General features: G+C 64.8%; 10 protein-coding genes. 5 read left to right on the plus strand and 5 right to left on the minus strand.

All coding sequences use genetic code 11. The features are described from left to right. Positions 1–12: 12 nt before the first annotated feature. Complete coding sequence (locus V6B08_RS16705) at positions 13–1,629, minus strand: ABC transporter substrate-binding protein (RefSeq protein WP_341982939.1); 1,617 nt, start codon at positions 1,627–1,629, stop codon at positions 13–15. Positions 1,630–1,944: 315 nt separating this feature from the next. Between V6B08_RS16705 and atzF the strand changes: the two genes are divergently transcribed. Beyond that, the gene (atzF, locus tag V6B08_RS16710; protein ID WP_341982941.1) at positions 1,945–3,747 is read left to right on the plus strand and encodes an allophanate hydrolase; all 1,803 of its coding nucleotides are present in this window, start codon (positions 1,945–1,947) and stop codon (positions 3,745–3,747) included. Between the two features lie 13 nt (positions 3,748–3,760). On the opposite strand, the gene V6B08_RS16715 is transcribed toward atzF, so the two are convergent. After that, positions 3,761–4,504 (minus strand): GntR family transcriptional regulator, encoded by a 744-nt coding sequence (locus V6B08_RS16715; protein ID WP_341982943.1) that lies wholly within the window; start codon positions 4,502–4,504, stop codon positions 3,761–3,763. Positions 4,505–4,638: 134 nt separating this feature from the next. Here V6B08_RS16715 and V6B08_RS16720 point away from each other — a divergent pair, with 134 nt between their 5' ends. Continuing rightward, entirely contained in the window at positions 4,639–5,307 is a 669-nt protein-coding gene (locus V6B08_RS16720) for an RluA family pseudouridine synthase (RefSeq protein WP_341982945.1), read from the plus strand. Here the strand turns inward: V6B08_RS16720 and V6B08_RS16725 are convergent. Further along, on the minus strand, positions 5,304–6,071 hold the full coding sequence (locus V6B08_RS16725) for an SDR family NAD(P)-dependent oxidoreductase (protein ID WP_341982947.1): 768 nt from the start codon (positions 6,069–6,071) through the stop codon (positions 5,304–5,306). The two genes, V6B08_RS16720 and V6B08_RS16725, sit on opposite strands and share 4 nt — an antisense overlap. Positions 6,072–6,285: 214 nt before the next feature. Here V6B08_RS16725 and V6B08_RS16730 point away from each other — a divergent pair, with 214 nt between their 5' ends. Genes V6B08_RS16730 through V6B08_RS16740 form a run of 3 tightly spaced genes read left to right on the plus strand, consistent with a single transcriptional unit; the run spans position 6,286 to position 13,195 of the window. Continuing rightward, the gene (locus V6B08_RS16730; RefSeq protein ID WP_341982949.1) at positions 6,286–9,630 is read left to right on the plus strand and encodes a transglutaminase family protein; all 3,345 of its coding nucleotides are present in this window, start codon (positions 6,286–6,288) and stop codon (positions 9,628–9,630) included. Between the two features lie 32 nt (positions 9,631–9,662). Continuing rightward, positions 9,663–12,251 (plus strand): circularly permuted type 2 ATP-grasp protein, encoded by a 2,589-nt coding sequence (locus V6B08_RS16735; RefSeq protein WP_341982951.1) that lies wholly within the window; start codon positions 9,663–9,665, stop codon positions 12,249–12,251. Beyond that, the gene (locus V6B08_RS16740; RefSeq protein ID WP_341983511.1) at positions 12,251–13,195 is read left to right on the plus strand and encodes a transglutaminase family protein; all 945 of its coding nucleotides are present in this window, start codon (positions 12,251–12,253) and stop codon (positions 13,193–13,195) included. Before V6B08_RS16735 ends, V6B08_RS16740 begins: the two co-directional genes overlap by 1 nt. Here V6B08_RS16740 and V6B08_RS16745 read toward each other — a convergent pair. Then, entirely contained in the window at positions 13,192–13,926 is a 735-nt protein-coding gene (locus tag V6B08_RS16745; protein WP_341982953.1) for an SDR family NAD(P)-dependent oxidoreductase, read from the minus strand. The genes V6B08_RS16740 and V6B08_RS16745 overlap by 4 nt on opposite strands. Beyond that, entirely contained in the window at positions 13,923–14,612 is a 690-nt protein-coding gene (locus V6B08_RS16750; protein ID WP_341982955.1) for an SDR family NAD(P)-dependent oxidoreductase, read from the minus strand. Before V6B08_RS16750 ends, V6B08_RS16745 begins: the two co-directional genes overlap by 4 nt. Between the last annotated feature and the right edge of the window lie 249 nt (positions 14,613–14,861).

Here is a 14,861-nt window from a genome sequence, read left to right on the forward strand (position 1 = left end):
GTCAGCCGGTTCTCAGAGCTTTTCGAGCTGGCGGAAATCGAGCTGGCGGTGGAACCAGTAGGTATAGCCCTTGATGTTCTTCTGCATGCCGACATCAAGGATCTGCTGGTACATCGGCACGCGCGGCACTTCATCAATCGCCATCTTGATAAAGCCCTTCACCTGCTCGGCATACTTGGCCGGGTCTTCCTCATAGCGCGAGGCATCGATCAGGGCGTCCATCGCCTTGTTCTGGTAGGACATGGTGTTGAACACCGCGTTCTGGCCATGGTAGCCCCAGAAGAAGAAGTAATCCGGGAAGTTCAGCCAGCCGCCAAAGCTGGCGATATGCAGCGGCCGGTTCTTCTGCAGCATGGCATTGCGGAAATTGGCGCCCGGGATCTTCTCGATGGTGGTCTTGATGCCGATCTGCGCCAGCGACTGCTGCAGCAGCACGGCTTCCGGTTCCGAAGCCGTGGCATCGCCAAGATCGATGGAGATGGTGGTCTCGAAACCATCAGGATAACCGGCCTCGGTCAAGAGCTGCTTGGCTTTGACAAGATCGGTCTTGTAGGGGAAAGGCTGCGGCCAGACCGCATCCTTGGGCGCATCGGCCGGACCGCCGGACATCGGAATGCCGCGGCCATAGATGGCAGTCTTGTAGATCTGCTCGAACGGCGTGGCATAGGCAATGGCCTGACGCACCTTCGGATTATCGAAGGGCTTCATGGTGGAGACCATGCCGACATATTTCAGCGAATTCTCCACCGGCACGCCGACAACCTTGTACTTGCCGGCTTCACCGAGCGCGAGCAGTTCGGCGGAATCCTTCTGCGGCATATCCACCGAGATATCGGCGTCGCCGCGTTCCATCAGGGCGCGGCGGTTGCCGGCCTGCGGCACCTCGCGCAGGATGACGCGCTGAATCTTGGGCAGCGGGCCATTCTTCCAGTCGTCGTTGCGCACCAGGATGGTTTCCTGGCCCGGCGTCCACTTTTCCAGCTTATAGGCGCCGCCGCCGGCACCATTGGTCTTCATCCAGTCCATCGCCCACGGATCCTTCTCCGTGGCGTTCTTCTTGGCCAGCTTGGAATTGTAGATCGCAGGCACCACCACGGCCATGTCGGGCAGAGCCAGCTTGTCGCGCTTCGGCAGGTCGACGCGGAAGGTGTAGTCGTCCACCACCACGAACTGCTCCGGCTTGGTCAGCGAGCCGGCGGCCATCTGGAAGGTGGGGAAGCCACCGACAGAGACGGCACGGTCGTAGGACCACTTCACGTCATGCGCCGTCACCGGCTCGCCGTCGTGGAATTTCGCGTTGCGGCGGATCTTGAAGGTGAAGCTCTTGCCGTCCGGCGAGACCGTGTAGCTCTCGGCCAGTTCCGGCACGATCTTGCTGTAATCGTACATCTGCGTGCCATCCGGCAACGTCTTGATGCCGAAGGAGACAAGGCGGTCATACATGTTCCACGCCGCTACATAGGAGCGGAAGCTGGTGCCGACGCCGTGGATGTCCATGCTGTTCGGGCCGTTCTCCACCAGCACCAGCAAAGTATCCTTGCGGCCCTGGGCCTCGGCCGGTGCGGCAGCGCCCAGCAGCGATAAAGCGGAAAGTATCGTAGTGGCTACGAGAAAGGCACGGCGGCGCATGGCAGTCTCCAGTTCGGGTCCGATGCCTATTGCACTGCAACGGGCGTGCCATGGTGACGGCCCGTTTATGCGAATTGTATGCACGTTGCTGAAATGGCTAGGAGAATCACCACTCACCACCACCAGACGGTGCAGAGGTTGCAGCTTTGCGCAGAAACTGGATTGCCTATTTAATATCCATACACTAGAGGCAATATGACTAAGTGCGCGGCAGCAGGATCGAGAAAAGTCGCATAATTTCAAGGCAATCGTGCAGTTATGGGCCGGTATGACAGTTGCATACAACGACCTCGACACCTCTTGCCGGAGCTTTCCATGACTCTGCCCAGCCTTAGCATTGCCACCCTGCAGGCAGCCTATGCAGCAGGCGAAACCAGCCCTTCCAAACTGGTCGCCGCCATTGCCGAGGCGATAGCGGCCCGGGGCCAGGATGCGGTCTGGCTCAGCCTCACCCCGCCCGAAGCCCTGCTCAAGCGCGCCGCCGCACTGGAGGCCGCCGGCCCGGCGGGCAAGCCGCTTTACGGCATCCCTTTCGCGGTGAAGGACAATATCGACGTCGCCGGCCTGCCGACCACGGCGGCCTGCCCGGCTTTCGCCTATACCCCGTCGCAATCCGCGACGGCGGTGGCAAAGCTGGAAGCCGCCGGCGCCATCGTCATCGGCAAGACCAATCTGGACCAGTTCGCCACCGGCCTGGTTGGCGTGCGCTCGCCTTATGGTGTGGCGGTGAACCCGTTCAACAAGGAGTATGTGCCGGGCGGTTCGTCCTCGGGCTCGGCTGTGGCGGTGAGCGCCGGCCTGGTCAGCTTCTCGCTCGGCACCGATACCGCCGGCTCCGGCCGCGTGCCGGCCGGCTTCAACAACATCGTCGGCCTCAAGCCCTCCATCGGCCTGATCAGTTCCAGCGGCATGCTGCCGGCCTGCCGTTCGCTGGATTGCATTTCGGTTTTCGCCCTTACGGTCGCCGATGCCATGGCGGTGCTGGAAGCGGCGCGCGGCCTGGATGCGGCTGATGCCTATTCACGCAGCGCGCCGGCGGGTTTCCGCTCCACCGTGCCGCCCTGCCCGGCCAAGTTCCGTTTCGCCGTGCCTGACAAACCGCAATTCTTTGGCGATGCCGAGGCCGAAAAGCTGTTCCATGCCGCCGTGGCGCGCTTTGAGACCATGGGCGGCGAGAAGCAGGTGATTGACTACGCGCCCTTCGCCGAAGCACAGGCGATGCTCTATTCGCCGCCTGGCGCTGCCGAACGGGTGACGGCGTTGCATGATTTCTTCCGCGATCATGCGGATGCTTTCCATCCGGTGACGCGCGGCATCCTGGAGAGTGGCCAATCCGCCAGCGCGGTCGATCTCTACCGCATGCAGCAGCGGCTGCGAGCCTTGAAGCAGCAGATCGACCCGATCTGGGGCGAGGTTGATTTCATGCTGGTGCCGACCAGCGGCACGATCTACCGCGTCGCCGAAATCCTGGCCGAGCCGCTGAAGCTCAACGCCAATCTCGGCTACTACACGAATTTCGTGAATTACTTCGATCTCAGCGCCCTTGCCGTGCCGAATGCGATGCGCGCCGATGGCCTGCCGAGTGGCGTGACGCTGATCGCCCCGGCCTTCTTCGAGGCCAAACTCGCCGGCTTCGGCGCCGCCTTCCATGCCAAGGCCAAGCTGCCGCTCGGCGCCACCGGCCATGCCCTGCCGGAAACGGCGGCAACGGCAGCACCGCCCTCGCCCAGCATCCGCATCGCGGTGTTCGGCGCCCATATGCAGGGCCAGCCGCTGAACCACGAAATCCTTGGCCTTGGCGGCCGCTATGTCGCCGAGATCAAGACCGCGCCGATCTACAAGCTCTACCGCATCGATGCCGGCGGCCCGCCGCGCCCCGGCGTGCTGCGCGTGGCAGAAAGCGGCGTGGCATTGGCCGGCGAAATCTGGGATCTGCCCACGGCGGGTTTCGGCGCCTTTGTCGCCGGCATCCCGGCACCACTCGGCATCGGCACGGTGACACTGGCTGATGGCACCACGGTGAAAGGCTTCCTCTGCGAGGCGGCAGCGACGGTAGGCGCGGAAGACATTTCGCGCTTCGCCGACTGGCGCGCCTACCGCGCCTGGCTGGCGAAATAGCCGACGAGGCGGATCAGGCTTCGCTGTCTTCCATCTGCTGCTGGCGGCGGCCCTCGATCAAGGTCGCTGACGCCACGCTGACCTTGCTGACATGCTCGCGCATGCTGTTTTCCGCCGCCTGGGCATCGCCGCGCAGCACGGCCTCGACGATGCGGTCATGCTCGGCGAAGGAATTGCCCAAACGCCCCAGCACACGGAACTGGCTGCGGCGGAAGGGTTGCACCCGGCGGCGCACCGACAGCGTGGTCTCCTCCAGGAAGCGGTTATGGGCGCCGCGATAGAGCGCGGAGTGGAACGCCAGATTGGCGGCGTCGTAATCCTCCATGCGGCCTTCCCGCACATGTTCCAGCGAGCGGCGATGCATCGCCTCGAAATCGCGCCGCTCGGCGGCGTCCATGCGCAAAGCGGCAAGCCGGGCACAGAGCGCCTCGAGTTCTGACATCACCTCGAACATCTCGGCGATGCGCTGCTGTTCCGGGAAGGCGACGATAACGCCGCGATGCGGCCGGTATTCGGCAAGGCCAACGGCGGCAAGCTGGCGCAGGGCCTCGCGCACCGGCGTGCGCGACATGCCATAGCGGTCGGCAAGGTCATGCTCATCCAGCCGGCTGCCCGGCGGCAATTCACCGGCCATGATCGCATCGGCAAGGCGGCGACGCAGATCGTCGGCCAGGGTCGGTCGGCCGCTGGATCGGCGCGGCGCGTCGTCGATCGAGAGGTCGAGCAGGATCTTGCGGGTCTCGGTGGTCACGGTCATGCACTTCTGTCCACGGACGATCAGCGACCGTCCTCATCACAATAAACCGAAATCCTCTAGCGAATACCGTGCCAACTTCTTGGGCAGAGCCACAGGAGTCGTCGGATTGACATAATCGTGCTACCACAGCGGCCATGGCTGACCTTGATCCCATCGCCCTGGTGCTGCACCAGGATTCCTGCCTGCTGGTGCTGAACAAGCCCGCCGGGCTGGCGGTGCATGCCGGCCCTAAAACCCCGGAAAGCCTGGAAAACCATCTCGAAGCGCTGCGTTTCGGCAACCGCTTCCTGCCGCAACCAGCGCATCGCCTGGACCGCGATACCAGTGGCTGCCTGCTGCTCGGGCGGCATGAAAAGGCGATGCGGCGCCTGGGCCAGCTTTTCGCCGAGCATCGTGTGGTGAAAACCTACTGGGCCATCGTGCAGGGCAAGCCGGCGGAACCGCGCGGCCGCATCGATCTCGCGCTGCTGAAAATCAACACGCGGCAAGGCTGGCATATGGAACCCAATTCCGCCGGCCAGCCGGCGCGCACCGATTACGAACTTTTGGGCAGCAACGGCAGCCTGAGCTGGATCGCCTTCCGGCCGCATACCGGACGTACGCACCAGATCCGCGTGCATGCGGCATCACTCGGCTGCCCACTGCTTGGCGACGCGCAATACGGCGTGAACGGCGCGATGCCGATGCAATTGCATGCGCGCAAGCTGGCGATCCCGTATCATGTCGAGAAAGCCGCGGTGCAGGTGGAAGCACCGCCGCCGGATCACATGATTGAGAATCTGCGCCTGCTGGGTTTCGCTTAAAGCATCTGCCCGCCATCGACCACGATGGTCTGGCCAGTGACCCAGCTCGCCAGGTCGGAAGCCAGAAACAGCACGGTATTAGCCACTTCCTCCGGCTTGCCCATGCGGCCGAAGGGAATGCTGCCGAGCGTGGCGTCGTATAGCGGGCGGTTATGCTGGCGGGCCTGATCCCACACGCCGCCGACGAATTCGATCGAACCCGGCGCGACGCAATTGACGCGGATATTCTTCGCCGCCAGGGCCGCTGCCTGGGTCTGGGTATACTGGATCAGCGCTGCCTTTACCGCGCCATAGGGCGGCGTGCGCGTGCTCGGCCCCAGGCCGGAAATCGAGGAGATATGCACGATGCTGCCGCCGCCGGCATTCTGCAGATACGGCAACGCGGCGCGGCAGGCACGCACAGTCGCCAGCAGGTCGACATTGATCGAGGCGGCCCAGCCATCCTCGTCGTCGCTGCGGCCGAAGCCCGAGGCGTTATTGATCAGGATGTCGATGCCGCCCAATGCCGTGGCCGCCGCCTCAATGTATCCGGCGACGGCCTTGCCATCGGCTAGATCGCAAGCCGCGCCATGGGCCTTGGCGCCAAGTTCGGCCACCGCCTTGGCGACGCCCTCGGCGCCCCGGGCGCAGATCGAAACCGCCGCGCCGCCGGCCGCGAAGCCAAGCGCGATAGAGCGGCCGATACCCCGGCTGCCGCCCGCCACCACCACCCGCTTACCCTTGAATACCCCACCGAACACCTCTGGCATACCGATCTCCTGCATGTGATTCTGCCCATAGGATAGCTCTTTCCGGAACCGGCGCTAGCCACCACCCGGTTTATGCCTATTTTATGATCAACAAGCCGCCTCATTGGGCGTTACCGTCGCCAGTCAAACACAAGTAGCACGCGGATTCCGCTTGCACTTCGCCCGGCATACCGATTGCATTCTTTTACAGGTTTCTTTGTGCAAGTTTATTGGCGGAAGGCGAGGACTTATGAGCATTCAGGTTGCGCTGCACCATCGCACCACGTATCGCTACGACCGCCTGATCAATTTGGGCCCCCAGACCATCCGCCTGCGGCCGGCGCCGCATTCCCGCACCCCGATCCTGAGTTATTCGCTCAAGGTCTCGCCGGCGGATCATTTCATCAACTGGCAGCAGGACCCCCAGGGCAACTACCTCGCCCGCCTGGTCTTCCCTGAACGCACGGACCATTTCGACGTCACCGTCGACCTTGTCGCCGACATGGCGGTGATCAACCCGTTCGACTTCTTCCTGGAACCGGAAGCGGAAAACTTCCCCTTCACCTACGATCCCGCGCTGCATGAAGACCTGGCGCCCTTCCGCCGCCTCTCGAAGCCCGGGCCACTGCTGAGCAAATGGCTGGCCAGCGTCGACCGCACACCGAAGCGCACGGTGGATTTCCTCGTCGGCCTCAACCAGCGGCTGGCCAACGAGATCAAGTATCTCATCCGGCTCGAGCCCGGCGTGCAGACGGCGGAGGAAACGCTCGGCAATGCCAGCGGCTCCTGCCGCGACACGTCCTGGCTGCTGGTGCAGGCCTTGCGCCATCTCGGCCTCGCGGCGCGTTTCGTCTCGGGCTACCTGATCCAGCTTGTCGCCGATGTGAAACCGATCGAGGGGCCGGAAGGCCCGGCGCAGGATTTCACCGACCTGCATGCCTGGTGTGAAGTCTATCTGCCTGGCGCCGGCTGGATCGGGCTGGACCCGACCTCCGGCCTGATGGCCGGCGAAGGCCATATCCCGCTGGCAGCAACGCCAGAGCCGCAATCGGCCGCGCCGATTTCCGGCATGCTGGACGAAGCCGAGGTTGAATTTGGCCATGAGATGAGCGTGCGGCGATTCCACGAGACGCCGCGCGTCACCAAGCCGATCAGCGACGAGGCCTGGGACAAGCTGCTTAAGCTTGGCGACAAGGTGGATGGCGCGATCAACCGCGCCGACCTGCGCCTGACCATGGGCGGCGAACCGACCTTCGTTTCCATCGACGACATGGAAGGCGCGGAATGGAACACCGCCGCGCTCGGCCCGAACAAACGGCTGCTGGCCGGCAAGCTGCTGCGCCGCCTTGCCGACCGCTTCTCCAGCGGCGAGTTGCTGCATTACGGCCAGGGCAAATGGTATCCCGGGGAGCAATTGCCACGCTGGGCCTTGTCCTGCCATTGGCGCCGTGATGGTGAGCCGATCTGGAAGGACCGTGCACTGCTGGCCGCCGATGAGGATGCCGGCGATGGCGCCGATGTGGCCCTGGCCGATCTGTTCGCCGCCGCCCTCGCTGAACGCCTGCAGGTCGATCCGGGCCACCGTATCCCCGGCTTCGAGGACGCCTGGTACTATCTCTGGCGCGAACGCCGGCTGCCGACCAATGTCGATCCGTTCAAGTCGAAGCTGGCCGATCCGCAGGAGCGCGCGCGACTGGCGCGCATCTTCGAACAGGGTCTGGACAAGGTGGTGGGCTACACCTTGCCGCTGCGCGCCGAACCGGGCAGCAATGGCAGCCGCACGCGCTGGCGTTCCGGCCCGTGGTTCTTCCGGCCGCAGACCATGTTCCTGCTGCCTGGCGACAGCCCGATGGGCTATCGCCTGCCGCTAGATAGCCTGCCCTGGTCGGCGCCGGGCGACACGCTCTACCAGTTTGACCGCGACAGTATGGAGGAGCGGCCGCCGCTGCCGCCGCATGACGTGTTCCGCGAGGCGCACAAGATCGTCGCCGAACGCATGCAGGCCTGGACCAAGGGCAGCCTCTATCAAGCTGCCGGTGCGCCGCGGGCGCAGCAGCCGCTGCCGGCGGATCAACAATCAGCGACCGACGTGATCCGCACCGCGATCTGCGTCGAGCCGCGTGGCGGGCTGCTGCATGTCTTCATGCCGCCGCTGGAAAATGCCGAATACTATCTCGATCTCGTCGCCGCCATTGAGGATACGGCGGCGACGCTGAACCATAAGGTTGTGATCGAAGGCTATCTGCCGCCGCGCGATCATCGCCTGATACATTTCAGCGTCACGCCCGATCCGGGTGTGATCGAGGTCAACATCCACCCCTCCGATTCCTGGCGCCAGCTCGCCGAGCGCACCGAGACCCTCTACGAGGAAGCACGCCAGACCCGGCTCGGCACCGAGAAATTCATGCTCGATGGCCGCCATGTCGGCACCGGCGGCGGCAACCATGTGGTGATGGGAGCGGCCTCGCCCGCCGACAGCCCGTTCCTGCGCCGCCCCGATCTGCTGCGCAGCCTGCTTGGCTATTGGCAGAACCATCCGTCGCTGTCCTATCTCTTCTCCGGGCTTTTCATCGGCCCGACCAGCCAGCATCCGCGTGTGGACGAAGCGCGCGACGATGCCCTGGTCAATCTGGAAGTCGCCTTCGAGCAGGTGGCGAAGTTCGGCGACAACCCGCCGCCCTGGCTGGTCGACCGCATTTTCCGCAATGTGCTGGTGGACCTCACCGGCAACACGCACCGCACCGAATTCTGCATCGACAAGCTGTTCTCACCCGATGGCCCCACCGGCCGGCTCGGCCTGGTGGAACTGCGCGCTTTCGAGATGCCGCCGCATGCTCGCATGAGCCTGGCGCAGCAGGCCCTGCTGCGCGCGCTGGTCGCCGCCTTCGCCGAGCGGCCCTATACACGCAAGCCGGTGCGCTGGGGCACAAGACTGCATGACGAATTCCTGCTGCCGCATTTCTGCATGCAGGATTTCAACGACGTGCTGGAAGACCTCTCCGAGCGCGGCTATGCCTTCGACCCGGACTGGTTCTCGGCCCATGCCGAATTCCGCTTCCCGCATGTTGGCAGTATCGCGGCGCGCGGCATTGAACTGGAACTGCGCCATGCGCTGGAGCCCTGGCATGTGCTGGGCGAGGAAGCCACTGCCGGCGGCACCGCGCGCTATGTCGATTCCTCGATCGAGCGGTTGCAGGTGAAACTGAAGGGCCTCACCGATGCCCGCCATGTGGTGGCCTGCAATGGCCGCGCCGTGCCGCTGCGTGCCACCGGCGTGCCGGGCGAATATATCGCCGGCGTGCGCTTCAAGGCCTGGGGCCCGCCGAGCGCGTTGCATCCGACCGTGCCGGTACACACCCCGGTGGTGTTCGATCTGTTCGATGGCTGGAATGGCCGCTCCATCGGCGGCTGCACCTACCATGTCGCGCATCCGGGCGGTCGCAATTACGATACCTTCCCGGTGAACGCGAACGAAGCCGAGGCGCGGCGCCGCGCGCGCTTCTTTGCCATAGGCCACACACCTGGCCCGATGCCGCAGCCAGCGAGCCAGGCGCCGGGTCAGCAACCGCTTACACTGGACTTGCGCAGCGGCTAAAATAGCCGCCGCGATTCGCCTCCGGGAGAACCATGTCCTCCGCGCCCCCAATAAAGGCCGAAAAGCCCACCGCCCCGGTCGGTGGCGACGCAGCGGCGCGCGAACCGGAAGCCTGGGATGAAATGGTCACCGGCCAGGGCAGCATCCGGCCGCATTGGCAGCCGCTGTTGGCTTCCTTGAGCCTGCTAGGCGCCAGTGGCCTGGTGGAGCGCGCCGAACGCGGCCGCCAGCATCTGGAAGATGAAGGCGTCACCTACAACGTCTACGAACTGCCGAACGAACCCGGCCGCGGCAGCACGGTGGAGATCGCACCGCCGATCCCGGAGCAGCGCCCCTGGCGGCTCGATCCAGTGCCAGTGATTCTGTCCAAGGGCGAATGGGCCGTCATCGAGGCAGGCCTGATCCAGCGCGCGCAACTGCTCGATGCCTGGCTCCGCGACATCTACGGTCCGATGCGCAGCCTGAAGGAAGGCCGATATCCGCCCGCGCTGGTCTATGGCCACCGCGATTTCCTGCGCCCCGCGCGCCAGGCCGATGGCGGCACCCCCGGCCGCATGCTGCAGCATTACTCAGCCGAACTGGTGCGCGGCCCTGACGGCGTGTGGCGTGTCATCGCCGACCGCACCCAGGCACCCGCCGGCGCAGGCTATGCCTTGCAGAACCGCCGCGTCATGTCGCGCCTGATGGGTGCCGCCCTGCGCGAATGCCGGGCACGGCCGATCAATGCCTATTTCGAATACTGGCAGGCCGATCTGCAGGCGCGCGGCCAGACGATGCGCGATAACCCACGCGTCGTGCTGCTTACCCCTGGCCCCTATAACGAAGCCTATTTCGAGCATATCTATCTGGCGCGCGAACTCGGCGCCACGCTGGTGGAAGGCGCCGACCTCACCATGCGCGACGGCCGCATCTACCTGAAGACACTGGGCGGTCTTGACCCGGTGGAAGTGATCCTGCGCCGGCTTGATGGCGAATGGTGCGACCCGCTGGAACTGCGCGCCGAATCCGCGCTCGGCGTCACCGGCCTGCTGCAGGCGGTGCGCGAGGGCCGCGTGGCGGTGAGCAATGGCATTGGCAGCGGCATCGCCGAACAGCCGGCCCTGCTCGCTTTCCTCCCCACCCTTTCCGAGCAGCTGCTTGGCGAACCGCTGCAGATGCCGTCCATCGCCACCTGGTGGTGCGGGCAATCCTATGCCTTGCATGAAGTGGAATCGCGCTTCGACCAGATGGTGGTGCGTGGCGCACGCGACCTGCGCTTCGCACCGATCACGGTGGCGAATTTGAGCGAGGCGGAACAGGCCGCCCTGCTGGCACGCATCAAGGCCAGGCCGGCGGATTTCGTGGCGCAGGAGCGCATCGTGCCTTCCGTGGCGCCGGGGTTGGGCGAAAGCGGCAAGCTGGAGCCGACGCCGATCCTGCTGCGTGTGCAGGTGGTGGCCGATGGCGACAGCTATGTGGTGATGCCTGGCGGTCTGGCGCGCGTGCCGAGTGGCGGCGATCCGTTCAGCGCCACCATCCAGCGTGGCGGCATCAACAAGGATGTCTGGGTTGAGGCGACCGATCCCGGTCCGCTAGTGATCCGTGGCAACACGCCGCGCCAGCGCCTGCAACTCCGCCGTTCGTCCGGCACGCTGCAGAGCCGTGTTGCCGATGATCTGTTCTGGCTCGGCCGCTCGGTGGAGCGCCTGGATGATGGTGCGCGGCTGCTGCGCGCCACGCTCACCCGCCTGATCGGCGAAATCGGCAGCGCCCGCGATCTGGTGGAAATGTCGGTACTGGCACGCGCGCTGTCGCGCTGCGGCATCATCGACCAGCGCGCGGCAGCGGCACCGCCCGATACGCAGGTCTTCGCCCGCGCCGTCACCAATGCCTGTGCGCCGAACCAGACTTTGGGCCAGACCCTGGAAGCCATGGAGCGCCTGGCGGCCGTGGCGCGGCATCGCTTCTCCGCCGATATGTGGCGGATGCTGAATCACCTGCTTGGCGAGCTGCGCCTGTCCCGGCCTGGCGCCAGCGGCGACCCAGATGCAATGCTGGAATTCTGCGACCAGATCATCCGCGCCACCGCCGCCATCGCCGGCATGCTGGCCGAACACATGACGCGCGGCAGCGGCTGGCGCTTCCTTGATTTCGGCCGCCGGCTGGAGCGCGGCATCTACATCGCGCGCACGGTCTCGGCGGCCGCCACCGTGCTGGCGAGCAACCAGGAATCGGCTTTCCGCGTGGCGCTGGAACTCAACGATTCCAGCCTCACCTATCGCCGCCGCTACCGCGCTTCGCTGCAGGCAGCCGCGGTGTTCGACCTGCTGCTGCTCGATGTCAGCAACCCGCATTCGCTGGGTTTCCAGTTGCAGACCATGGCGCAGCATCTCGATATCCTGCCACGCCGCGAACAGCCGCCGCGCTCTGAGGATTGCCTCAGCCTGAGCCAGCCTTTCGCCGATATCGTTGAACGCTTCGACCGCGACGACCTGTCCGGTGCCGAGTGGCAGACCCAGGTATCGCGCCTGCGCGGCAGCCTGGATGCCACCACCCAGGGCCTGATGGATATTTCCGATCAGATCACGCGCACCTATTTCTCGCATATCCAGTTGGCGCATGCCTTCGGGTTCGGTTCGTGATGAAGTACCGCCTGCGTCATACCACTTCCTACAGCTATAGCTGGGCGGTCGACATGTCGCACCACCTGCTGCATCTGGCCTTGCAGGATGGGTCGCGCCAGACCGTGCGCAATTGCCGCATCACTACCGCGCCGGAAGGCCGCACTCTCACCGAGAGCGTCGATCATTTCGGCAACCGCATTGGCTATCTCGCCATCGAGGAGCCGCATACGCGCTTCGATGTCGAAGTGGTGGCGGAAGTGGATGTGCAGCCCTTCAAGGCGCCGGCGGATGAGGCAACACCGCCCTGGGAAGAAATCCGCGCGACCTTGAACGGCGACGGCTTTCCAACCGAGAGCGCCGCCTGCGAATTCGTGCTGGAATCGCCGCTGGCCGTCGCCGACAAGGCTATCACCGACTATGCCGCCACATCGCTGACGCCGAAACGCCCAATCCTGGCGGCGGCGCGCGACCTTACCGCGCGCATCAACAAGGATTTCCGCTACGACCCGGCGGCGACGGAAGTATTCACGCCGGTCGCCGAGGCGATGGCGAAGCGCGCCGGCGTCTGCCAGGATTTCGCGCATCTGCAGATCGCCATGCTGCGCTCCCATGGCCTCGCCGCGCGCTATGTATCAGGTTACATCCGCACCATGCAGCCGGGCGATAAGGCCGGCCTGCGCGGCTACGATGCCAGCCATGCCTGGGTGTCGGTGTGGTGCGGCGCTGAACATGGCTGGATCGACCTCGACCCGACCAACAATCTGGTGGTCTCGGAAGATCATGTCACCACTGCCACGGGCCGTGACTACAGCGATATCAGCCCGGTGCGTGGCGTTGTGCTGGGCGGTGGCCCGCATCGCGTGAACGTGGCGGTGGAGTTGCTGCCGCTGCCGGTTGCCGCACCCGCTCCAGCTCCCACAGTTATGGCGCAAAGCCAGAGCCAGACCCAAAGCCCCGGCTAGAGCGATTCTCCGCCATCGATGGTCAATGCCTGGCCGGTGATGTTGGCCGCTGCCACCCCCGCCAGATACAGCACCATTGCCGCCACTTCATCCGGCATCGTGACACGTCCAAGCGGCGCAGTGGCACCAGCTTGCGCTGCCGTGATGCCAAGCTCGGCAAACCGCTGCCGCGCCATGGCGGTATCGACCCAGCCGGGGCAAATGGCATTCACTGTGATGCCGCGCGGTCCCAATGCCTGCGCCAGCGCCTTGGTAAGGCCCACGACACCATGCTTGGCCGCGACATAGGCAATCTGGTCCGGCACACCGCGCAGGCCCAGCACGGAAGCGATATTGACGATGCGGCCCATGCCATCCACCAGCAGGTCACGCGCCGCACGACAGCACAGATAGGTGCCGGTGAGATTGGTGGCGAGGATGCCATCCCAGGCCGCAGCTTCCGCCACACTGCCGAATTCGGCACCGCCCGCGATGCCGGCATTATTCACCAGCAGATGCAGCCGGCCATGCTGCTTTTTCACCGCAGCAAACATTGCCGCCACCGCATCCGCATCGGTCACATCGCAATGATGCGGCTGCAATCCGGGCAAGGGCTCGAAGCCGTCGCGCGCCGCGCCATGCACCACATAGCCAGCCTCGATCAGCGCCACCGCAATGGCACGGCCGATGCCTCGGCTGGCACCGGTGACGATGGCGATGCGTGGTTCAGCATTCCCTGCCTTGGCAATCATTGCGCCGTGCCTCCACCATCCACCGGGATCACCGCACCGGTGACAAAGGAAGCCGCATCGGACGCCAGGAATGCCACCATGGCGGCGATCTCGCCCGGCGCGGCGAAGCGCCCCAATGGCACGGCCTGGGTATAGGCTGCATCCGATGTGCCGGCGAAGGCTTCCGGATAGCGCTGCCCCAGACCCGCGATCACGCCACGCAGCATCGGCGTATCGGTGCTGCCGGGCGCCACACAGTTGAAGCGGATATTATGCGGCGCCCAGTCCAGCGCCGCGCTCTTGGTCAATTGCGCAATGGCCGCCTTGCTGGCGCCATAAGCCGCAGAGACCCGCTTGCCGATGAAGGCCTGGTCGCTGGCGATATTCACCACGCTGCCGCGCCGGGCCGCGATCATATCGGGCAGAACCGCCTGCATCAGGGCAAAGGGTGCCAGCACATTGATGCGGAAAACCCGCTCGGCATCCTCGACCGGGGTATCGAGCAGGCTGCCCAACAAGGTCGTGCCGGCATTATTGACCAGGATATCGATGGTGCCGGCACGGGCGCGCAATTCGGCTACCCAGCCCGGAACCGCCTCCAGCCGCGAGAGATCCTGCTCCGGCAGGTCAAAGCCATGCACGTCGGCACCGCATTCGGCCAGCGTGGCGGCTATGGCCGCACCGATGCCGCCCTTATGCCCGGTCACCAGGGCCCGCCGCCCCTTAAGATCCACGAGACTCAAAATGCCGACTCCCTGCTCGCCTTTGGTCACTATACTGACGCTCTCCCGCTCTGGATCAACGCACCGCCCGGAAAATAAGCAAAGCGCGGCACCGCCCGAGTCCGCCCAAGGCTTCAGCAAGTCAATTAATTCCCCATAACATTCAAATAGTTGTAATAAGTCTTACGGCCCCATTGGCAGGACTGGCACGGCGACTGCATACTGTATGGAGCA

The sequence above is a fragment of the Ferrovibrio sp. MS7 genome, from assembly GCF_038404985.1.
Lineage (GTDB): Bacteria > Pseudomonadota > Alphaproteobacteria > Ferrovibrionales > Ferrovibrionaceae > Ferrovibrio > Ferrovibrio plantarum.

Excerpts from the sequence above, each read along its gene's own strand:
- V6B08_RS16705 (WP_341982939.1), bottom strand. The coding sequence starts at position 1,629 with ATGCGCCGCCGTGCCTTTCTCGTAGCCACTACGATACTTTCCGCTTTA.
- atzF (WP_341982941.1), top strand. The coding sequence starts at position 1,945 with ATGACTCTGCCCAGCCTTAGCATTGCCACCCTGCAGGCAGCCTATGCA.
- V6B08_RS16715 (WP_341982943.1), bottom strand. The coding sequence starts at position 4,504 with ATGACCGTGACCACCGAGACCCGCAAGATCCTGCTCGACCTCTCGATC.
- V6B08_RS16720 (WP_341982945.1), top strand. The coding sequence starts at position 4,639 with ATGGCTGACCTTGATCCCATCGCCCTGGTGCTGCACCAGGATTCCTGC.
- V6B08_RS16725 (WP_341982947.1), bottom strand. The coding sequence starts at position 6,071 with ATGCAGGAGATCGGTATGCCAGAGGTGTTCGGTGGGGTATTCAAGGGT.
- V6B08_RS16730 (WP_341982949.1), top strand. The coding sequence starts at position 6,286 with ATGAGCATTCAGGTTGCGCTGCACCATCGCACCACGTATCGCTACGAC.
- V6B08_RS16735 (WP_341982951.1), top strand. The coding sequence starts at position 9,663 with ATGTCCTCCGCGCCCCCAATAAAGGCCGAAAAGCCCACCGCCCCGGTC.
- V6B08_RS16740 (WP_341983511.1), top strand. The coding sequence starts at position 12,251 with ATGAAGTACCGCCTGCGTCATACCACTTCCTACAGCTATAGCTGGGCG.
- V6B08_RS16745 (WP_341982953.1), bottom strand. The coding sequence starts at position 13,926 with ATGATTGCCAAGGCAGGGAATGCTGAACCACGCATCGCCATCGTCACC.